The organism is Nocardia sp. NPDC127526, from assembly GCF_042672265.1.
In the GTDB taxonomy this organism is placed as follows: domain Bacteria; phylum Actinomycetota; class Actinomycetes; order Mycobacteriales; family Mycobacteriaceae; genus Nocardia.
On sequence record NZ_JBHXVO010000004.1, the window covers coordinates 198,124 to 219,049 of the forward strand.

At 68.2% G+C, this 20,926-nt stretch carries 19 protein-coding genes; 12 read left to right on the forward strand and 7 right to left on the reverse strand.

Annotated features, from left to right (window positions below):
• Window positions 1-35 precede the first annotated feature (35 nt).
• From ACFVIV_RS09730 to ACFVIV_RS09765, 8 genes are read left to right on the forward strand one after another with little or no spacing between them, the layout of a single operon-like run.
• On the forward strand, window positions 36-1,439 hold the full coding sequence (locus ACFVIV_RS09730; RefSeq protein ID WP_379194430.1) for a hypothetical protein: 1,404 nt from the start codon (window positions 36-38) through the stop codon (window positions 1,437-1,439).
• A complete protein-coding gene (locus tag ACFVIV_RS09735; RefSeq protein WP_379194432.1) occupies window positions 1,430-2,728 on the forward strand; it encodes a Wzz/FepE/Etk N-terminal domain-containing protein in 1,299 nt (432 codons plus the stop codon). The genes ACFVIV_RS09730 and ACFVIV_RS09735 overlap by 10 nt, the downstream gene beginning before the upstream one ends.
• Window positions 2,725-4,104, forward strand: a complete 1,380-nt coding sequence (locus ACFVIV_RS09740; RefSeq protein WP_379194434.1) for a glycosyl hydrolase family 28-related protein — start codon at window positions 2,725-2,727, stop codon at window positions 4,102-4,104. The genes ACFVIV_RS09735 and ACFVIV_RS09740 overlap by 4 nt, the downstream gene beginning before the upstream one ends.
• On the forward strand, window positions 4,101-5,384 hold the full coding sequence (locus tag ACFVIV_RS09745) for a GNAT family N-acetyltransferase (RefSeq protein WP_379194436.1): 1,284 nt from the start codon (window positions 4,101-4,103) through the stop codon (window positions 5,382-5,384). Before ACFVIV_RS09740 ends, ACFVIV_RS09745 begins: the two co-directional genes overlap by 4 nt.
• Window positions 5,374-6,708, forward strand: a complete 1,335-nt coding sequence (locus tag ACFVIV_RS09750; RefSeq protein ID WP_379194438.1) for a glutamate-1-semialdehyde 2,1-aminomutase — start codon at window positions 5,374-5,376, stop codon at window positions 6,706-6,708. Before ACFVIV_RS09745 ends, ACFVIV_RS09750 begins: the two co-directional genes overlap by 11 nt.
• A 13-nt stretch (window positions 6,709-6,721) precedes the next feature.
• Window positions 6,722-8,053, forward strand: a complete 1,332-nt coding sequence (locus tag ACFVIV_RS09755) for a glycosyltransferase (RefSeq protein WP_379194439.1) — start codon at window positions 6,722-6,724, stop codon at window positions 8,051-8,053.
• A gap of 49 nt (window positions 8,054-8,102) precedes the next feature.
• Window positions 8,103-8,933 carry an SDR family NAD(P)-dependent oxidoreductase gene (locus ACFVIV_RS09760; protein ID WP_379194441.1) on the forward strand — a complete coding sequence of 277 codons (831 nt, stop codon included), beginning with the start codon at window positions 8,103-8,105 and terminating at the stop codon, window positions 8,931-8,933.
• 10 nt (window positions 8,934-8,943) lie between these two features.
• A complete protein-coding gene (locus ACFVIV_RS09765; protein WP_379194443.1) occupies window positions 8,944-9,816 on the forward strand; it encodes an amidohydrolase family protein in 873 nt (290 codons plus the stop codon).
• Between the two features lie 2 nt (window positions 9,817-9,818).
• Here ACFVIV_RS09765 and ACFVIV_RS09770 read toward each other — a convergent pair whose 3' ends face one another.
• Entirely contained in the window at window positions 9,819-9,980 is a 162-nt protein-coding gene (locus tag ACFVIV_RS09770; protein ID WP_379194445.1) for a hypothetical protein, read from the reverse strand.
• 17 nt (window positions 9,981-9,997) lie between these two features.
• Here ACFVIV_RS09770 and ACFVIV_RS09775 point away from each other — a divergent pair, with 17 nt between their 5' ends.
• The gene (locus ACFVIV_RS09775; protein ID WP_379194447.1) at window positions 9,998-10,339 is read left to right on the forward strand and encodes a hypothetical protein; all 342 of its coding nucleotides are present in this window, start codon (window positions 9,998-10,000) and stop codon (window positions 10,337-10,339) included.
• 59 nt (window positions 10,340-10,398) lie between these two features.
• Here the strand turns inward: ACFVIV_RS09775 and ACFVIV_RS09780 are convergent, their stop codons facing one another.
• Together ACFVIV_RS09780 and ACFVIV_RS09785 are read right to left on the reverse strand one after the other, a co-directional pair.
• Window positions 10,399-11,403, reverse strand: a complete 1,005-nt coding sequence (locus tag ACFVIV_RS09780; RefSeq protein ID WP_379194449.1) for a PHP domain-containing protein — start codon at window positions 11,401-11,403, stop codon at window positions 10,399-10,401.
• Window positions 11,404-11,491: 88 nt separating this feature from the next.
• The gene (locus ACFVIV_RS09785) at window positions 11,492-12,043 is read right to left on the reverse strand and encodes a Uma2 family endonuclease (RefSeq protein WP_379194450.1); all 552 of its coding nucleotides are present in this window, start codon (window positions 12,041-12,043) and stop codon (window positions 11,492-11,494) included.
• A gap of 430 nt (window positions 12,044-12,473) precedes the next feature.
• Here ACFVIV_RS09785 and ACFVIV_RS09790 point away from each other — a divergent pair, with 430 nt between their 5' ends.
• Entirely contained in the window at window positions 12,474-14,528 is a 2,055-nt protein-coding gene (locus tag ACFVIV_RS09790; protein ID WP_379194452.1) for an SDR family oxidoreductase, read from the forward strand.
• 148 nt (window positions 14,529-14,676) lie between these two features.
• Here ACFVIV_RS09790 and ACFVIV_RS09795 read toward each other — a convergent pair whose 3' ends face one another.
• Window positions 14,677-15,324: a cutinase family protein gene (locus ACFVIV_RS09795; RefSeq protein WP_379194454.1), complete on the reverse strand. Its 648-nt coding sequence runs from the start codon at window positions 15,322-15,324 to the stop codon at window positions 14,677-14,679.
• 342 nt (window positions 15,325-15,666) lie between these two features.
• Between ACFVIV_RS09795 and ACFVIV_RS09800 the strand changes: the two genes are divergently transcribed.
• A complete protein-coding gene (locus ACFVIV_RS09800) occupies window positions 15,667-16,845 on the forward strand; it encodes an RNA-guided endonuclease InsQ/TnpB family protein (protein WP_379194456.1) in 1,179 nt (392 codons plus the stop codon).
• A 55-nt stretch (window positions 16,846-16,900) separates the two neighbouring features.
• On the opposite strand, the gene ACFVIV_RS09805 is transcribed toward ACFVIV_RS09800, so the two are convergent.
• Entirely contained in the window at window positions 16,901-17,836 is a 936-nt protein-coding gene (locus tag ACFVIV_RS09805; protein ID WP_379194458.1) for an alpha/beta fold hydrolase, read from the reverse strand.
• Window positions 17,837-17,934: 98 nt separating this feature from the next.
• Window positions 17,935-18,834, reverse strand: coding sequence for an expansin EXLX1 family cellulose-binding protein (locus ACFVIV_RS09810; protein ID WP_379194460.1), 900 nt, complete (start codon window positions 18,832-18,834; stop codon window positions 17,935-17,937).
• 202 nt (window positions 18,835-19,036) lie between these two features.
• Here ACFVIV_RS09810 and ACFVIV_RS09815 point away from each other — a divergent pair, with 202 nt between their 5' ends.
• Complete coding sequence (locus tag ACFVIV_RS09815) at window positions 19,037-19,897, forward strand: cyclopropane mycolic acid synthase family methyltransferase (protein WP_379194462.1); 861 nt, start codon at window positions 19,037-19,039, stop codon at window positions 19,895-19,897.
• Here ACFVIV_RS09815 and ACFVIV_RS09820 read toward each other — a convergent pair.
• A complete protein-coding gene (locus ACFVIV_RS09820) occupies window positions 19,890-20,867 on the reverse strand; it encodes an NAD(P)/FAD-dependent oxidoreductase (RefSeq protein WP_379194464.1) in 978 nt (325 codons plus the stop codon). The two genes, ACFVIV_RS09815 and ACFVIV_RS09820, sit on opposite strands and share 8 nt — an antisense overlap.
• Window positions 20,868-20,926: the final 59 nt, after the last annotated feature.

Consider the following 20,926-nt stretch of genomic DNA (forward strand, 5'->3'; position numbering starts at 1 on the left):
TACCGCACGGACATACGGGTGATGGAGGACAGCTGATGGCCCCCGCACACTCCGAGGTTCTGCTCGTCGCCGGCGCGCTGGCGACGATCTTCGTCGCGGCCATGTTTCTGCCGGGCGTGGCCCGGATTTTCCTGATCGCCCAGACCGGCTATTGGACGCTGTCGTATGTGGCGCGCCCGGTGGTGCTGCTGTGGACCGAACCGGAGCCGCATTACGGCGACAATGTGCCCGATCCGCGGCTGGCGCAATTCGGATACGACGACGGCATCGCCCTGATTCTGCGGCCGGTGGCGTTCGGCCTGTGGTTCTATGCGGCGCTGGTCGTCGCCTACACGGTGTGGACCCGAACGCGCACGCGCCGCGATGCGGAGAAGCCGCAACGCACACCGCCGTTCGCGGGCGACCCGGTCTTCGTGCAGACCCTGTTCGTCCTCTACGGCCTCGGCACCCTGGGCCGTCTGGCCGCGGTGGCGACCGGAACCACCGGCACGGCGGGCGAGCTGGAGAGCCCGAACCCGCTGATCAACCTGGTCACCATTCTGGCCACGCTCGGCGCGGTCGGCCTGATCGTGTTCTTCCGCAGTGACAGCGGGCGCACCACCATGCTGGTGCTCGGCGCGATTATCTTCGGTGAGCTGCTGTGGACGGCGACCGTGCAGTCCAAGACGCCCATCATGGGCGCCGCGCTGGCCATCGCGGTCCGCTTCGCCATGACCGGGTGGACGCGCGCGAAAGTCGCCGGGGTGCTGTCGCTCTCGGTGCTCGCGGTCGGCGCGTTCGGCTGGCTGCAATCGTTCAAGACCACCCCGGCCGCCAAGGCCGAGGCCGCGCAGGTCGACGCGCAGTATCCGGAGATCGTGCAGCCGTTCCTGCCGCTGTTGCGCCGGTTCGACCTGCTCGAAGCCGCCACCGATTCCTGGTTCGCCGGACCCGGGTCCTGGCTGACGCCGGGCGAGGTGGTGCGGCACGCCCTCGAAAGCCTGGTGCCCACCCAGCTGCTGGGTGCGGAGAAATTCCGGTCCGGCGCGGCCTGGGCGGTGGAGGTGCGCGGCGGCTCGGTCGACATGTCCACGGTGTCGGTGTCGCTGGCCGAGGGCAATATCAACGAAGGGTACGTGCTGGGCGGCTATATCGGCGTCGCGCTGGGGGTGAGCTTCACCTTCGTGCTGCTGCTGATCTGGGCTCACGCCCTTTACAGCCATTCCTTGGCCCTGGCCATTCTCGGCCTGGCCATGATCGAGGTGCCGGTGCTGTTCGAGCGCGGCATTCTCGGCACCGTCGAAACACTCGGCAAATATCTGCAGGCCGTGGTGCTGGCCTGGCTCGCATATCTCGTCGTCGGGGAATATCGCAGGCGGGTGGACGAATTGTCGGGGGCGCCGCGGCGTCCCGAGACGGCACGGCCATCCGGGAAAACGAGGACAGCGCAATGGGTTTGATCGATTACTGGCATCTGGTCCGGCGGCGGTGGCCGATCATCGTGGCGGGCGCGGTGCTGTGCGTCGCGGCGGCGGCCGGATATGCGCGCACCCTGCCCACCACCTACACGGCCTCGAGCTCGGTGTATGTGTCCATGGCGACCGGGACCTCGGTGAACGACTCCTATCAGGGCGGGCTGGCCGCCCAGCAGCGGGTGCGCTCGTATGTGGATCTGGCCACCAGCGCCACCGTGGCGCAGTTCGTGAAAGATCAACTCGGCCTGAGCATCTCGGTGGACGAGCTACGGAGCAAGATCACCGCGGCGTCGCCGCCGGCGACCACCATCATCGTGGTCACGGCCACCGACTCCACCGCCGACGGGGCGCGCGTGCTGGCCGATGAGGTGGTCTCGCAGTTCCGGGCGCTGGTGTCGCGATTGGAGGCGATCCAGGCCGGGGCCGCGCCCGCCGCGCGCGCCGAGGTGATCGACAAGGCCCGGACGCCGCAGCAACCGACCGGTCCGCAGGAGAAACGCATCTATCTGGTCGGCCTGCTGGCCGGACTCGCACTCGGCCTCGCGGCGGCCTTCGTGCGCGACAAGCTGGACAAGCGATTGCGCACCTCCAATGATCTCGAGGCCATCCTGCCGGTCCCCATCCTCGGGATCATCGATGACGGACGGCCCAATGCCGCCGGCGAACTGCGCCGCCTGCGCACCCGCATCACCGCGGACCCCGACCGGAAAACGGTGCTGCTGACCTCGCTGTCCCAACACTCCGAACCGGATGTGGCCATCGGGCTGGCCCGCACCTTCGCCGATACCGGCGCGCGCGTGGTGCTGGTCGACGCCGACACCACCGGCCACGGCTCCAGCCGCTCGGCCGTCGGCGCCGCGGCCGGGCTCTCCGAACTGCTGCGCAACAGCACCTCCGCCGCGGAGGCCGTCACCACCTGGCCGGAGGTCGGGATCAGTGTGCTGCCACTGGGCGGAATCGACCTGCGCACGCCGGATCTGCTCGACTCCGACCGGCTCGGGGACATCATCTCCAAACTGGGCAGCGAATTCGATGTCATACTCGTCGAGGCCGCCCCGGTGACCGCGGCGGCCGACGCCATCGCGCTGGCGCGCCGCTGCGATGCCACCATCGGCGTCATCGAGCTCGGCGCCACCACCTCCAATCAGGTGCGCGGGGCGCTGGCCACCTTCGGGCACGACAATGAGCGGCTCATCGGCGCGGTGGCCTTCTCGCGGCCGCACAAGGGGTTCCGGAAAGTGCTGCGCAGTCCACTGGCGCTGGTGAAACGGTGAGCGAGGCCGAGGATGGCAAGCCCGAGGCCGTGCGCCGCCGGCGGCTGCTCGCCGCCGGTTTCGGCGCGGCGGCGCTGCTGCCGTTCGCGGCGGCCTGCGGAAGCGGAGATCCCGCGCCCGGCAATGAATTCCGGTCTCCCAACGTGACGGATCAGCCCTCGGCGCGCAATGTGAAGGACTTCGGCGCGGTCGGCGACGGCAGCGCCGACGACACGGCGGCTTTCGCGGCGGCCGCGGCCGTCGACGGGGACAAGCCGCTGGTGCTCTACATTCCCGCCGGCAACTATCTGCTGCGCAGCTTCCCGGCGCTCGACGACTTCGCCACGGTGCTCGGCGACGGGGCCGATGTCACCACCGTGTACTACGACGGCGACGACACCCTCATCTGGTTGCAGCGCAAACAGCGAGTTCGCTTCTCCCGCTTGGGGTTCTATCTGACCGGCGGGAGAGCCACGGCCATGCGGCTGTCGGAATGCTTCCGCTGCTCGCTCGACGCGGTGGTGCTGCGCGGCAATCACCTCGCCGAGAACGCGCCGCGCTATCACGAACAGCGCGGGCTGGTGCTGGATCGGAACACCGGCGGCACCGCCGTTCTCAACAGCGATATCAACAACTTCGGCTTCGGCATCGTCACCTCCTGCATCCAGAACTATGTGACCACCTCCAAGCTGACCAACAACCGGGTCAGCGTGCTGGGCACCGGGGACGATCACAATGCCGGATTGGCCTTGACCAATGTCGAATTCGTCTCCGATTCCGATCCGCGAACCACCGACCGGCACATCAGCATCGACGGGGCCGCCAATGACTGGTGGCTGACGAATGTGTGGTTCGAAGGGGCACAGACTGCCATCTCCGTCGGGGTGCCCGGCGGCGGGCCCGCGCAATTCGGGATGGTCAATTGCAAGGTGGCGGCCCGCGAGGTGTGCCTGGATCTCGTCTACTGCCGGCAGCCGTATCTGGCGAACGTGCAATTCGATCCGGATCTGAACTCGCCGCCCATCGAGGTCCGCATCGATGCCGGGGGCACGCCCGAGGGCACGGCCATCAACCTCATCTCCGGATCCCACGAGGACGTGGATCCGCGCGCGTTCCCCGACGGCTGGCATGTCATCGGGCGCGGGCGCATTCACGGCGCGCGGTTCGCCGGAACCATGGAAGTACAGGCGGGACGCACCGAGACCGACATCATCCAAGCCCAGGATCGCGACGGCGGCATCGTGTCCGCCGTGCTGCCCAGCGGGGCCTATCTGTCCGAACGCAGCGAAGGGGGAATCGTGCTACGGGATTCCGCGGGAACCTACTGGCGACTGTCGGTGGACACCGACGGATCGGTCAAGACCTCGTCGCTGGGCAAGCAGCGACCGCGGTCGTGAACACCCGGCTCGAGCGGGTGCGGCTGGGGCCGGTACAGCTGCACGGGTGCACGGTGGTGTTGCGGGCGCCGCGATTCGCCGATTACACGGCATGGCGGGCGCTGCGTTTGCGGGATCGGGCGTTGATCGAGCCGTTCTGGCTCTCGTCGCCCTTGGCGTGGGAGGAGCGGCACACCGCCAAGGCGTGGGTGCGGGAATGCCTGGAGGCGGCCACGCACGCGCGCACGGGGCAGCGGCTGGCGACCGTGATCGAGATCGACGGGCGGTTCGCCGGGCAGGTGGAGATCGGCGGGATCGACCCGTGGACACGGCAGGCGGAAATGGGCATCTGGATGGATGCCGAGCTGGCGCGGCACGGGTTCGGCGGGCTGGCGGCGGCCCTGCTGCTGGATTTCGGATTCGATGCGCTGGGGCTGGAGCGGATCATCGCGCCGGTGTCGACCAGCAATGCGGCGGCGGCGCGCGGAGCCGAGCAGGTCGGGTATGTGCGGGAGGCGCGCATGGCCCTGCACTTCGATGTGGGCGGGGCGCGGGCCGATCACGATCTGTGGGCGGCCACGCGGGCCGATATTCCGCCGAAGGGGTTCACCGAACGCTGGATCGAGCATGTGCTCACCCGGCGCAGCGGGCCGATCGCGCCGAAACCGCTCGGGGCCGCGGAGATGCCCGGCGCCGCAACGATTCTCCGCGTCGAGGCGCGCTATCGGGCGGGGCAGGTCAGGCGGTTCGTGCAGCGGGCGCTGCCCGCCCGGCCCCTCACCCTGCACCTCGCGGGCTTCCCGGGCGTCGTCCTGCGCACCCCGCGCCCCGGCGATGCCGCCGCCTGGCGTGCCGCGCGCCGTAACGCCGACGCACCCGGAAGCGAATCACAAACCAGCGCCCGCTGGCGCGAATTCGCCCGCCACACAGCGGGAGTGCGCGCGCCACACGGCCTGCTGCTCGTCATCGACGTCGACGGCGCCTACGCCGGGGAAGCCCGGCTGTTCGATCACGACATATTCGACCACAATGCCCGGATTCACCTCTGGGCCGATCCGGCCCGCGCCGACGAGGCGGTCCGCGCGGCCGCACTGCGAGCGCTGCTGGACCACGCGTTCGGCCGGCTCGGGCTGCGGCGCGTGAGCACCGAAATCGAGTCCGCGGACACCGCATCGGCCGCGGTCGCCGCCCGGGCGGGACTGCTGAAAGAAGGAACCATGCGCGATTTCCGCGGCCCCACCGGCCGCCGCGCCGACCACGAGCTGTGGGCGATCACCGGCGGGAGCGACCATGACGCGTGATTTCGCGCGCAGCAATGCCATCCAGGCCCGGCTGCACGATCTGGTGCCCGGCGGGGCGCACACCTATGCCCGGGGCTCGGATCAGTATCCCGAGTCCATGTCGCCGATCCTGGTGCGCGGCAAGGGCGCCCGGGTGTGGGACCGCGACGGCAACGAATACGTCGAATACGGCATGGGATTGCGGTCGGTGACCCTGGGGCACGGGTACGAGCCGGTGGTCGAGGCGGTGTGCCGCGCCATTGCCGACGGCGTCAACTTCTCGCGGCCGACTGAGCTGGAACTGCTTGCCGCACAGGACTTCCTGAGCCTGGTGCCGGGGGCGGACATGGTGAAGTTCGCCAAGAACGGGTCCGATGCCACCACCGCCGCGGTGCGGCTGGCGCGCGCCGCCACCGGGCGGGAGACCGTCGCCGTGTGCGATCAGCCGTTCTTCTCCGTGGACGACTGGTTCATCGGGACGACCGCCATGAACGCGGGAATTCCGGCCGCGCCGACGGTGAAATTCGGGTTCAACGACCTGGATTCGCTCGCCTCGGTGCTGGAGGCCGGTGAGATCGCCTGCGTGATCATGGAACAGGCCACCGCGCTGGTCGAGCCCGCGCCCGGATTCCTGGAAGGCGCGCGCGCCCTGTGCGATCGCCACGGTGCGCTGCTCGTCTTCGACGAGATGATCACCGGATTCCGCTGGGCCCGCGGCGGCGGGCAGCAGCTCTACGGCGTGCGCCCCGACCTGTCGTGCTGGGGCAAGGCCATGGGCAACGGCTTCCCCATCTCCGCGCTGGCCGGCAAACGCGAATACATGGAGCTGGGCGGCCTGCGCACCAGCGCCGACCGCGTCTTCCTGCTCTCCACCACGCACGGCCCCGAAACCGGCGGGCTGGCGGCCTTCCGCGCGGTCGTCGAGGCCTACCGCACCACCGACCCCATCCCCCGCATGGAACGCGCCGGCGAGCGACTGGCCCAGGGCGTCAACACCATTGCCGCCGACCTCGGCATCGCCGACCACCTCCAGGTCGCCGGCCGCCCCTCCTGCTTGGTCTTCCTGACCAAGGACGCGGACGGCAACCCCTCCCAGCCCTACCGCACCCTCTTCCTCCAGGAACTGCTCACCCGCGGCGTCCTGGGCCAATCCTTCGTCGACTCCGCCGCCCACACCGACGCCGACATCGACCTCACCCTCGAAGCCTGCCAGGACGCGGCCGCCGTCTACCGCAAGGCAATCGACAACGGCACCGTCGAAGGCCTCCTCACCGGCCGCCCCGTCGCCCCCGCCCTCCGCCGCACCGCCGCCCCCCGCCACCTCGACGACCGCGGCGACGGATGAACAGGAGACCCCGATGAACGCGCCCCGCATAGCCCTGGTGCATGAGCGCTTCACCGAATACGGCGGCTCCGAAGCCGTCGTCGCCGAATTCCTGAAGACCTGGCCCGGAGCCCGGGTTTTCGCCCCCATAGCCGATAGCAATTGCACCCGAGCGCTTTTCGCCGCCGCAGCGCGGGCGGAGGGAGCGCACACCGGCCACGCCGACCACCTGGACGACCTGGACGCAACCGGGGCTACCGGCCCTCGAGCTGGGGCTCACACCACTGGCCCCCATTCCGAGTTCCGTGTGCCCGGTCATCAGGCTGGGGTTCACGACATCGGCCAGCGAGCTGGGACATACGCGGTCGGCCGCTATGCGGTTGGTCGCGGCGCTGCCGGAGAGGAACGGGTCCACGACACCTGGTTGTCGCGCGCCTACGCCGCTACCGGGGGGCGCTCGCACGCGCCGCTACTGCCCTTCGTGCCCAGGGCATTACGCGGTCTGCCTCTCAACGGGGACTTCGACGCGGTGGTGGTGAGCCACCATGCGTTCGCCACACAGGCGGCCCTTGCCACCACAGCGCCGGTGATCGCGTACGTCCACAGTCCGGCGAGATGGGCCTGGGACAGTGCCTTTCGTGCGCGCGAGGCCGGAGGGCGGGCCGGGCAGCTCGCCCTCACCGCGTTGGGTGCGCTGGCTCGGCACAGTGAGCTGCGGGCCGCGTCGCATCTGACCCACGTCGTCGCCAACTCCCAGGCGGTGGCCGAGCGGGTTCGCGACTGGTGGGGGCTGCCCGCCTCCGTCGTGAATCCGCCTGTGCGCGTTGACCGTTTCTCGCCCGATCCGGCTGTCCCGCGTGAGGACTTCTTCCTCTTCGCCGGGCGCCTGGTCCCCTACAAGCGGCCCGATCTGGCCATCCGCGCCGCCCAGCAGGCCGGTGTCCGCCTGGTCATCCTCGGCGACGGCCGATATCGCCGTCAGCTCGAACCCCTCGCCGGTCCCGAAACCACCTTCCTGGGCGCGGCTTCCGACGAAGTCCTGCTCGACATGTACCGCCGCTGCCGCGCCCTGCTCATGCCGGGCGTGGAGGACTTCGGCATCGTCCCGGTCGAGGCCATGGCCTGCGGCACACCGGTGCTGGCCGTCGGCGAGGGCGGCGCTCTCGACACCGTCATCCCCGGTCTGTCCGGCGAACACATCCCGCACGGCTCCGACGAGTCGGTGGTCGCCGGATTCGCCCGCGTCATGCGTGGTTTCGACACCTCGGCCTACGACTCGGATGCCATCCGCAAGCACGCCATCACCTTCGCTCCCGAGGAATTCCGCAGCCGTATTGCGGAACTTGTGTCGCAATTCAGCCGCTGACCGACTATTCATGGATTGCGGAAGCGATCCATGAACGAGTGGGTGATCAGTGGCTGAATCCGGCAGCGCGACCGACGCGCTCAGGACCGCCGGTGCGAGCGGCGGCGATGCCGCGACCGGCGCGCTCGTCACCGGCAGCGCGGGCGGCAGCGACGTCGCGACCGGCGCGCTCGTCACCGGCGGCGCGGGCGATATCGGCAGCGCGGTGGCGCGCCGCCTGATCGCCGCGGGTCGCCCCGTGCTCATCGCCGACATCGACACGGAGGCGGCGGGAACGCTGGCCGCCGAACTCGGCCCGAAAGCCACTGCCCTGCAACTGGATCTCACCGATTCGGCAAGTCTCGAAGCGGCGGCGACGGCAGCCCGAGGCCGGATCTCCGCCCTCGTCCACTGTGCGGGCGCGGCCATCGTGGAGCCCTTCGAAACCAGCGCGGTCGCCCACTGGGACCTCATGCACCAGGTCAACCTCCGCGGCCCCATGCTGCTGACCCAGCGCCTCCTCCCGGCGCTGCGCGAATCCGCCTCCGCCCGAATAGTTTTCGTCTCCTCCGACGGGGCCCGCGCGGGCGCCGCGGGCGAAGCCGCCTACGCCGCCTCGAAATCGGGCTTGTTCGGTTTCGCGAAATCCCTGGCCCGCGAGGTGGCCCGCGACGCAGTCACCGTCAATGTCGTCTGCCCCGGCCCCATCGAGGGCCGCATGGTCACCCGCACCATGGCATCCCATCAAGGCAAACTGGCCGCCCTCCAACAGGCGATCCCCCTGAAACGCCTGGGCCGCCCCGACGAAGTCGCCTCCCTGATCGCCTGGCTCGCAAGCCCCGAAGCCAGCTACCTCACCGGCCAGCTGATCAGCGTCAGCGGCGGCATAACCATGCACTAAGGAACCGCCCATGCCCACCACCCCCGTCATCGACGCTCACCTCCACCTGTGGGACACCGCCACCCACCCCTGGTACGCCCCCCGCCTGCACGAATTCGTCACCGCCGCAGGCAAACCGGAGATCGCCCACAACTTCCTCCTCCCCGACTACCTCCGCGCCGCAGGCGATACGAACATCGCGGGCCTGGTCCACGTCTCCGCCGCCACCGCTCCCCACGCCTACCTATCCGAAACCCGCTGGATCGACACCCTGGCATCCACCATAGACATCCCCATGGCGGTCATCGCCACGGTCGATCCCACCCTCCCCACCCCAACCCTGTTGTCCCACTTGGAAGAACAGTCCCACTCCCCCGCCTTCCGCGGCATCCGCGTCTACCAGGGCCTCTCCCCCAACACCCCCGCCGCCGATGCGATAGCGAGCTGGCTCCAAGACCGCGACCTCGTCTTCGACCTGGTAGCCCACCCCGGCAACATGCTCGACTGGATCGACTTCCTGGCCGGCTACCCCACCCTCCGCGTAGTCCTCGAACACCTCGGCCTCCCCCAAGACACCGACCCCGACAGCCGATCGACTTGGCACAACGCCCTCTCCCTGGCCGCCAAAGAAACCCAATGGCTCTGCAAACTCTCCGGCCTCGGCATGATCGCCCCCGACCTGACCTGGCCCACCCTCTCCTACTGGCTCGAATCCGCCGTCAACCTCTGGGGCTGGCGCCGCCTCATGTTCGCCTCCAACATGCCCATAGACACCCTCGCCGGCCCCTACCCCACCCTCCTCACCACCATCGACCACCTGGTCACCTCCGACGCCACCGACCAGGAAGCCGACTTCTTCTACCGCACCAACGCCGCCGAAACCTACACCCTCCCCACCCCCTGACATCAAGCGCCGAGCATCAACTCGACCGCCGCATCCATGCCGTATCGGGTGATCAACAGTTCGAGAAGTGCGTCCACCGACATGACAGGATCCCGGCGACGCCGCGAAATCGCCTGCACCGCAGCCAGAGCCCGCACGGGATCCGGCAGCCCGAACGACCCCACGTAAAGTTCCAGATGCCATGGGCATCGATCTCCAGTTGCACAGCGCTCGCCCGCAGTGGCCCGGCCGACGCTCGAAACGCAAGCCGACCCTGGTCCGCGAATCCCACGAGCACGGCGCCGCGCTGGCTCAGGTGATCGAGGAACTTCCTTCCAACACCTCCGGCAAGCTGTGGATGGTCGACCCGTACAACGACACCGTCTTCAATGAGCAAGAGGCCGAGGCTGCACTCCGGGAGATCCCGGATCTGCTGCGCCGCTGCGCCGACGACGCCCGTATCGACGCGGTTCGCGATCTCGCCGCCTTCCTGACCGCCTGCGCCACGACGCCCGGCAGCTACTTGGTGTTCGTCGGCGACTAGTCGGGTCGCCATGGCGAGCGCGGAATCTCCGGCTCGATTCCGATGCGGCGCAGAGCGGTCTAAGAAGATGCCCAGGCCAGCAGTTTGTCTACCGGCCAGGTGTTGATGATGCGGTCGGGGGGTACGGCGTTGTCCAGGGCGCGTTGGGCGCCGTAGGCGAGGAAGTCGAGTTGGCCGGGGGCGTGGGCGTCGGTGTCGATGGAGAAGTCGCAGCCGATTTCGAGGGCTAGTCGCAGGAGGCGGGTGGGTGGGTCGCGGCGTTCCGGGCGGGAGTTGATTTCGACGGCGGTGCCGTGGTCGCGGCAGGCGGTGAAGACTGCTTCGGCGTCGAAGGTGGATTCGGGGCGGAGGCCGCGGGCGCCTTCCACCAGGCGGCCGGTGCAGTGGCCGAGGATGTCGGCTCGGCCGCTGGAGACGGCGCGCACCATTCGCCGGGTCATGGCGGCCGATTCCATTTTGAGTTTGGAGTGGACGCTGGCTACGACGATGTCGAGGCGGTCGAGGAGTTCGGGTTCCTGGTCGAGGGAGCCGTCGTCGAGGATGTCGACTTCGATGCCGGTGAGAATGCGCATAGGGGCGAACCGGTCGCGGAGGTGGTCGATGACGTCGAGTTGCTCGCGCAGGCGTTCGGGTGACAGGCCGTTGGCTACTGTCAGGCGCGGGGAGTGATCGGTGAGGGCGCAGTATTCGTGACCCAGGGCCTGCGCGGTACCCATCATCTCGGCGATGGAGGCCGAGCCGTCGGACCAGTTCGAGTGCACGTGCAGGTCGCCCTTGAGTGCCGCGCGCAATTCCCCGCCACCCAGATCCTTGGCCGCGGCCCGCAATTCGACCAGGGTGTCGGGCTCGCGGCCGGCCCATGCCTGCGCGATCACGGCGGCGGTCTTCGGCCCGATGCCGGGCAGCGACTGCCAGCCGTTGGACTTTCCCAGCTGCTCCCGCTGCGCATCGTCGAGCCGCTCGACAATGTCGGCGGCATTGCGATAGGCCATCACCCGCCGGGAATCCTCGCGGGCCCGGTCCTTGTAGAACGCGATCTGACGCAGAGCGACGACAGGATCCATTCCTCCAGTGTGGCCCCGCGCGCGGAATCAGGCCGCGATCGGACGGGGATAGGGACTCTGCATGGCGCCGCGGCGGGATCCTGATCGATCAGGCGGTGAGGAGTTCCGAGACCAGGCGGCTGCCGGTGAGCTTGTAGTCCGTGCCGGTCAGCTCGTACATGCTGACGAAGCCGTCGAGGTCTTCGGAGGCGGTGTCGCCGCGGACTATCCAGAGGTGGGGAATGCCGAGGGCGGCGTAGACGCGGAGTTTGTCGATGGCTTCGCGGACCTGGGCGTCCTGCCACACGGCTTCGATGACGGCGTGCAGGTGGGCGGGGGCGTGGGTGGTGCTGTGTTTGGCGGGGCGGTGGTCGGGGCGGAAGACCACGCCGTCGGCGACGAAGTTGTGGTGGCCGGGATCGCCGCGGGCGAAGCCGGTGTCGGCGACGTATTGGTCGCCGGCGACCTCGTAGCCGAGACCACGCCAGAATTCCAGGACGTGGAACACGATCCGGGAGTACCAGAACGTGACGGGCATGAGGGTGAGCTCCAATCGGCCGGATCGTAGTTCCCAGGCCCAGCCGCGCGGGACGCGTGGCAGGGCTTCGAATTCGGCGCGGGTGCGCACACCGGTCATCGGAAGGTTCAGCTGTTCGGGCAACGACTCCCTCCCGCGGTACCGGCGCCGACAAGACTGGAACACCATAACCTCAGATTTCGCCCGCAGGGGCTGTCACCAGCAGTTTCACCGCTCGGCGTGGCGATTCGCCAGTCACCGGCGACCCTCAGCTATCGGTCACTTGTCCAGTAGCTGGCCAGTTGCCAAGTGCTGCGGGCGGTTACACCAAACCTGTTGTTACACACAAAAACTCGGGTAGCTCGATGGTGACCATTCACACATGCCCACCGGCCCGCTCTCGGTTGAAGCCGCAATCGGCGACACGTAAAGTTACTCACCAGTTAGGCACGAAGGTGTTCCTACCTCGGCCCGACATTCTGATAGGGGGCCGCACAATCACCGTCCGCATCCACCGACGCATGTCGGACGAACAATGTTGGGCACCAACAGGTTCGCAAAAAAGGAGGGGACGATGGTTTCCTACATCGTCACGGGCGGAACCGGTTTTCTCGGGCGGCGCGTGGTCGCCGGGCTGCTGAACCGCGACAAGACCGCAATCGTGCACGCACTGGTCCGCGAGGCGTCGGTCGCCAAACTGCGGGAGATGGCCGAGGGCTGGGGCGCCCCGGATCGCGTCTTCCCCATGGTCGGCGATCTCACCGCGCCCGGACTGGGGCTGCACGACGAGGCGCCGCGCGCCGATCACGTCATCCACCTCGGCGCGGTCTACGACATGACCGCCGACGAGGACAGCACCTACGCCGCCAATGTGCAGGGCACCCGCGCGGTCGTCGAACTGGCGCGCGAGCTGGGCGCCGTGCTGCACCACGTGTCCTCGGTGGCCGTGGCCGGCGATCACAAGGGCAAGTTCTTCGAGGACGACTTCGATCTGGGCCAGAACCTGGAATCGCCCTATCACCGCACCAAGTTCGAGGCCGAGAAGCTGGTCCGCGAGAGCAAGGACCTGCGCTGGCGGGTGTACCGCCCGGCCATCGTGGTCGGCGATTCCCGCACCGGCGAGATGGACAAGATCGACGGTCCGTACTACTTCTTCCCCGCCATCGCCGGCCTGGCCGCGCTCCCCTCGGAGCTGCCGGTCCCCATGCCGGATCTGGGCGCCACCAATATCGTTCCGGTCGACTACGTCTCGGCCGCCATGGTCGAGCTCATCAACAAGCCGGGCCTGATCGGGCGCACCTTCCACCTCACCAACCCGAAGCCGCAGCCCTTCGCGGAGGTCTACGCGGCACTGGCCCGCGCCGCGGGCGCGCCCGCCGGTTTCGGCACCGTGCCCGGCAGCCACACCGCCCTCAATATCCTCGGCGGCATCCCGGGTGTCACCGGCGTGCGCGATTTCCTGTTGGAGCGCATGGGCATTCCCGCCGAGGTCGCCCCGCACACCGCCTTCGAATCGGAGTTCGCCTCCGATTTCACCCAGGCCCAGCTGCGCGGCGCCGGCATCGAGGTCCCGGCCTTCGAGACCTATGCCGCGACCCTGTGGAACTACTGGCACGCCAACCTGGACCCGGACCGCGCCCGCCGCATCGAGGGCGAGCCGCTCGAGGGCCGCATCGTCCTGGTCACCGGCGCCTCCTCCGGTATCGGCCTGGCCACCGCGCATGCCGTCGCCCGCCGCGGCGCGACCGTGCTCATGGTGGCCCGCACCCGCGAGGATCTGGAGGCCGCCGCCGCCCAGGTCCGTGCGGAAAGCGGCGCCGCCCAGGCGTACACGTGCGACATCACCGATGAGAAGTCGGTCGAGCTGCTCGTCAAGCAGGTGCTGGCCGACCACGATCATGTCGACTACGTGGTCAACAATGCCGGTCGCTCCATCCGCCGCTCGGTGCTCAATTCCACCGACCGCATGCACGATTTCGAGCGCACCATGGCCGTCAACTACTTCGGCGCGGTGCGCATGATCCTGGCCCTGCTGCCGTCGATGCGCGAACGCCGCTTCGGCCACTTCGTGAACATCTCCTCGATCGCCGTGCAGACCAAGGTCCCGCGCTTCGCGGCCTACGTGGCCAGCAAGTCGGCGCTGGACAACTTCAGCGAGATCGCCGCGGTCGAGAACGCCGACGCCGGAATCACGTTCACCTCGGTGCGCATGCCCCTGGTCCGGACCCCCATGATCGCCCCCACCGATCTGTACAAGTCCATCCCGGTGCACACTCCCGAGCAGGCCGCCGAGATCGTCGTGCGCGCACTGGAACACCGCCCCAGCCGCATCGACACCCCGATCGGCACCTTCGCCCAGTTCGTGGATACGGTCATGCCGTCGGTGAAACGCGCCATCCTGCACCAGGGTTTCCGCATGTTCGGTGAGTCCAAGGCGGCCGTCAAGGCAGCGCCCGCCCCGGCCGAGACCGGCGCCGGCTCGGAGCCCGAAACCGCCACGGCCGTAACCGCCACCGGCTCGGCGTCCCGCAGCCCGCTGCTGGCCCTGGCCCCGATCGTGCAGCCGCTCATGGGCCTGCCCACCCCGGCCGCGCGCATCGCCAACAAGATCCCCGGCCTGCACTGGTAGCACCGCGCGCACAAACGATCCGGTCCCGGCGGGAATCTCCCGCCGGGACCGGATTCTGTTGGGGCCGCGGCCATATGAGCATTCGGGCTTCAGTGGTACGAGCCTCTGACAGTTCCCGCTTCGTTGGGGCCCCGCCCCTCCCCGATTCTCAGAGCCGATCGGCCGCGAAGTTCGCCGCCGCGACGAAGCTGTCGCCGTAGGCCACATGCGAGGCCGCGTTCACGCCCGCGCCGCACACCGGATCCCCTCCGGTGCACCAGTTTCCGGTCCGCCACGCGTATTCGCCCGGCACGCCCGCCCCCGCGGCCCGCATGGGATCGCCGAACAGCAGCACCGAGGAGATCCGCCAGCCGAGGTCACCCGGCATCTGCACGCGTCCCGGATACCAGCTCACGGTCCCGGTCCCCAGCGCCGCGTGAATGACCGCCGCGCCTTGGGAGTAGCCGACCAGAACGAAGCGCTGATCCGGGCAGGCGCCGGCCTGATAGCTCATGTGCCCCACCAGATCCTGGGTCCCGGCGCCGAGGTTGAAGCTGTGATCCGCCGGATACGCGACGGGGTACGCACTGGTCGAGACGGGCAACCGATCCTGCAGCATGCCGTACAGCGGATTGCCGACCACATCGCCGAGCCATCCGGGTTCGCCCGTGCCCCGCACCGCTATCACATCCACGTCGGCACACCAGTCCGCGCGGGCCGTGGGTTGCGGAACGAACACGCTCACCGCCAGTAGCAAGGCGGCGAATACCCAAGCTATACGCCAATTTACAGACAGCAACACCTTCCGGTCGCCCATTGTCCTCACCCTCTCACGCCGTTGTGAGAGGCCCGGTGACTCTTGTCAGTGACAAGTGACAAATCAGCGGGCCATGTGACCCAAGGTAGGGAGACCGTCAGGGGGCGGCAACGAATTCTACTGGAGCGATACCTGTTTGATTCCCAACCGTATCCCATTCAAACTTGTTATCTACAAGCTACTTTGAGGCAACGGTCCGGCATACGGGAGGTGTCGGAGCCCGACGTAATTCTAATGCGATCGGAGACCAACGCAGGACGAAGCAGGCCGAGATCGCGTGTTTCCCTGCGTGTCTTGGGAATTCCGCTGCGATCGCAATGCCGCCCGTGTAAGGGTGATCGGGTGAAGCTGACAGTGCAGGTCAAGCTGCTCCCGGACGTGGCGACCTCAGCCGCGCTGAGGGCGACGTTGGCGCTGTGCAACCGCGCCGCGAACCACGTTTCCCGGGTCGCGTTCACCACCGGCACTACCGGAAAGCAATCTCTGCAACGACTCACCTATACCGCAGTCAAGGAGCTCGGGCTGTCAGCTCAACCTGCCCTGCACTGCATTCGCAAGACCGCCGGGGCCTACGCAACATTGCGCGCAAACCTGGCAGCTGGGAACTACGGTCCGGCTGGATCGAAACGGCGCGAACGTGTTGAGGCCAAACCGATCCAGTTTCGCAGGGACGCAGCGCAACCATTCGACGATCGCTGCTTGTCGTGGCAGCTCGACGCTCACACCGTATCCATCTGGACTGTCAGCGGCCGCGCCAAGGACGTTGCCTTCGCCTGCTCGCCGGCACAAGCAAAAACACTCGCCGAATACCGGCACGGCGAATCCGACCTCGTCTACCGGGGCGGGAACTGGTACCTGCTGGCAACCTGCGAGGTCCCTGAGCCCGAGTCGATCGCCCCGACCGGCGGGTTCCTCGGCGTGGATCTGGGCATCGCCAACATCGCCACCACCAGCGACGGTGTCATCCATACGGCCAAGCATGTCAACCAGGTCCGCAACCGCTCCCGGCGTGTACGCCGCCGACTCCAACGGAAAGGAACGAAATCATCGAAACGACGGTTGCGTAGGATCTCCGGCCGTGAAGCGCGCTTCGCGGCCGATACGAACCACTGCATCGCCAAGAGGATCGTGACCGAGGCTCAACGCACCTGTCGCGGTATCGCCCTGGAAGATCTGGGCGGTATTCGCGGAAGGGCACGGCTACGTAAGCCCCAGCGGGTCACGCTCCACTCTTGGAGTTTCGCCCAACTCGGTACCTACATCACCTACAAAGCGAAACGTGTCGGGGTTCCTGTTGTATTTGCCGACCCTCGCTACACCTCCCAGCAATGCTCTGGATGCGGCCATACCGCGAAGAGTAACCGGCCGAACCAGGCCACGTTTAGGTGCACGTCGTGCGGTTTCGCTGAACACGCCGATGTGAATGCAGCCCGCAATATCGCCGCGCGCGGTGTCGTGGGCTGGGCAGTGAGTCACGCTGCCGATGACGCGGCCGAGCCCACGCCAGCCAGGCGCGGGTAAGAGCTGCAAGCTCGGCCTTTCACAGCCGAGAAGTTGACTCTCGATCATCCTATTGTCACCCGCGAGCGGAGCTGACCACCGACCGACAGGCCTCGAGGAGCACCGGGACAAAGACGTCCGCCTCGAGTGCGCAGGCCGCGTGACCGGCCCGCGCCAGGAAGATCTCCGCTCCCGGAATCATTTTCGCCATCTCCAATTGCCGATACACCGGCAGCGCCCGATCGCGCGTCGTGATCACCACGGCCGCGGGCACTTTCAGCGTCGCGAGCCATTCCGAGGAATCGAACCGCCCGATCACCGCCAGCGCCTGCGTCAGCGCCCAGCCGCTCAGGCTGCGCATCTCCCCCATGGCCCAGCGATCCATCCGCCCGACCGGCCACGAGGACTCCGGCAGCACCGGCAGTTTCGACCAGCGCAGCACCGCCCGCCGATAGGCGGTCTCCGACATCGAGGCCGCGACCGCGCCCCAGGCCCGATGGAAGGCCCGCTCCCGCCACTTCTCCTGGAAGCGATAGGTGGTGGCGCACAGGACGAGTCCGCCCACCCGGTCCGGATGCCGGTGCGCGGTCAACTGGGCGATGATGCCGCCCATGGAATAGCCCACCAGAATCGGCTTCTCGACCCCGAGCACATCGGCCAGCGCGATCACATCGTCGGCCAGATCGTCGAGATCGAATCGCTCGGATCGAATTCCGCGACCGTGCCAGCGCTGATCGAACAGCACCACCCGGTACCGCTCATTGAGTTCCTTCAAGGACGGGAACCAGTTCAGCATGGCGGTGGTGACCATCCCGTGCAGCAGCACCACGGTCGGCGCATCCGCGGCCGGTCCCGGCAGATCCACCACATAGGTACTGCCCCGCCCCGGCAGCTCGACCATCGAACCGGTCGGCACCTCGGTCAACCTGGATATCCGCTGCGACAGCCGCCGCCCGCGCCGGGGCGGGCCGTACGGTGGGTCCGTGGACAGCTGCACACTGCGGTTCGTCATCGAAGGCCTCCCGGCGCACCGCCCCCAGCGGGCGAATTGGAACACGTTTCACTCGATGATGCCATAGCCGGGTCACATCGGCGCATACGGAGGGCGGGTCACGAATCGCAGTGGCGGGCGCCCGGAATCACGGTGGTGACGACCATGACCGGCGGAGTGGTGGGCGCCGGTTCGGGCAGGGTGGGCTCCGGAATCGGGTACAGGCGGATACCGGTGAAACGCACGTCACCGCCGTCCAGGGTCAGGCCGCCCACGAGGACCTCGTGACCGTAGACATCGGTCACCAGGGCCGCGAACGGGCCGGGACCGGCGCCGGAGACCGACCAGTAGTTGTCGTAGCCGCGGCGCAGGGGGATCCACTCGCCGCCGGCCTCGGGTCGCAGCGAGATCTGCCGCAGGGGATTTCCATTGCCGGAGAACAAAACTCCCAGCCAGTCCGGGGAGGAGCCCGGCTGCACGCGATAGAACAGCTCCGGGGCGGGATTGGGGTCGCGCACCTTGGTGATCCGGATGGGCACCACACCCTCGGACAGGTGGGCGACCTCCTCGAAGGCCGCCCGGCTCAGATCGTATTGATTGGGGCCGCATCCGGGGCAGCGGTCCACGATCATGGCGCGCACGCTGCCCAGCGGGCCGTCGATGTCGACGTAGGTGCCGCAGGCCGCGGAACCGTCGTATTCCTCGGTCGGGACGCCGATGTAGTAGCCGTCCAGCGGCAGATCCGGCAGCGAGCAGGCCACGCCGGGGGTGAAGGCGTAGAAGCGCGCCTCGCGGTGTTCGACCGCGGGCGCCGCCGTCGTTGGAAGCTGCTGCGGAGTAACCGAACTGGCGGCGGGCGCCGGAAGGGTGACCACCGTGGTGGTGTCCGGCTCGCTGCGGCAGGCCACCGGCTCCGGCCGCATCACCCAGCTCACCGCGCCTATGACTACCACTCCTGCCAGGGCCGTCCACAGCCACGGCCGACCGTTGCGAACCTCTTCGTGACCCGTGCGGTGCATGGGTGTTCCCCAACCTCCGAATAACGTTTGCTGCAACGATGCTGAATTACCTTCAGGAAAGCAGTCGGACCGGTCGCACCGGGCACGAATCGGAAACTCGGAGTGAAAGACTCGGCGTGTCGCCGGTGTGTCATGGATCTAGAACGATTGCGCGCCGTGCCGCGTATGTCCTGGTACCCCTCGACATCCAGGAGCGTGCCGCATGGCCGACCTCGCGCCCTTCTACCAGCAGGTGCAATCCCACTACGACCTGTCCGACGAGTTCTACGCGCTGTTCCTCGACCCCTCCATGACCTACAGCTGCGCGTATTTCACGCATCCGGGGATGACTCTCGAGCAGGCGCAACAGGCCAAGATCGATCTCGCCCTCGGCAAGCTCCGGCTGCAGCCGGGCATGACGGTGCTCGATATCGGATGCGGTTGGGGCGCAACCATGATCCGCGCCGCCCAGGAACGCGGCGCGCGCGTGGTCGGGCTGACGCTGAGCCGCAATCAGTACGACCATGCGCGCGAACGCATCCGGCGGCTCGGGCTGGCCGAGGTGGCCGAGGTGCGGTTGCAGGGCTGGGAGGAATACCACGGCGAGGCGGACCGGATCGTCAGCATCGGCGCCTTCGAGCACTTCCGCAAGCAGCGCTATGCCGAGTTCTTCAAGCGCTGTTACGACATGCTGCCCAGCGACGGTCGCATGCTGCTGCACACCATCATCGGCCATACGCTGGCCGAGCTGCGTGCCCGGAATATCGCCGTCACCCGCGCGGACGCGCTGTTCCACATCTTCATCAAGCGGGAGATCTTCCCCGGCGGGCAGCTGCCCCAGCCGCAGCTGGTGACCACCCACGCCGCCCAGGCCGGATTCCATCTCCAGCGCATCCACTCCCTGCAACCGCACTACGCGCAGACCCTCGACCACTGGGCCCGCGCCCTCGAACGGCATCACGCGGAGGCCGTCCGCCTCACGTCCGAGGAGGTCTATCAGCGGTACATGAAGTACCTCACCGGTTGCGCGCACTACTTCCGCGCCGGCCACCTCGACGTCATGCAGTTCACCTTGATCAAATAGCCGGGACCCGCTGTGCGGCAACGGCTATCCGGGTGTCCTCCGCGACCAGGTCGGCATTGATCTGCGCCGCCGCGAATGCGCCCGCGGCGGCGACGTTTCCGACCTGGGCTGCGATATCGGTGACATTCCCGGCCGCCCACACGCCGGGCACCTCGGTGCGGCCCATGGCATCGACGGGAATGTATTCGCCCATGCCGCTGGCGTGTTCGGACGGATACAACCCGAGCGCGGCCAGCAGTCCGGCGCGGGCGACCATGCGGGTCTGGGTGGCCACCGCCTCCCGGCGCACCACCGTGCCGTCGGCCAGCCGCACACCCGTGAGCCGATCGTTCTCGACCTCGAGGCCGGTCACCTCGCCGGGCACCACGCGGATGCCGCGCGCGGCCAGCTGCTCGGCCTGTTCGCCGGTCGGCGGTTCGGTGGTGTGGGTGAAGAGCACGACATCGTCGCTCAGCTGCCGGAACAGCAGCGCCTGGTGCACGGCCATCGGGCTCGCGGCGATCACCCCGATCGCCCGGTCGCGGACCTCCCAGCCGTGGCAGTACGGGCAGTGCAGCACATCGCGGCCCCAGCGTTCCCGCAGTCCGGGAATCTCGGGCAGCTCGTCGACCACGCCGGTCGCCACCAGCAGCCGCCGCGCCCGCACGGGCCGGCCGTCGGCCAGCGCCACCGTGAATTCCGGTATCCCGTCCGCGTTTTCGTCGCGCGTCGCCGCCACGACCTCGCCCGTCACCACGTGCCCGCCGTACTGCCGCACCTCGGCCCGCCCGCGTTCGAGCAGTTCCGCCGGAGGCATGCCTTCCCGGCCGAGCAGCCCGTGCACGCCCTCGGCCGGGGCATTGCGCGGCGCGCCCGCGTCGATCACCACCACCGAGCGCCTGGATCGGGCGAGCATGAGCGCCCCGTTCAATCCGGCGGCGCCGCCGCCGACGATCACCACGTCGTAGTCGCCCTGCAACTCAAAGGTCATCAAGACCACCTCCTTCGGATACGACCATGCCGGGAAACCGGTCGGCCTGGCAATGTTCT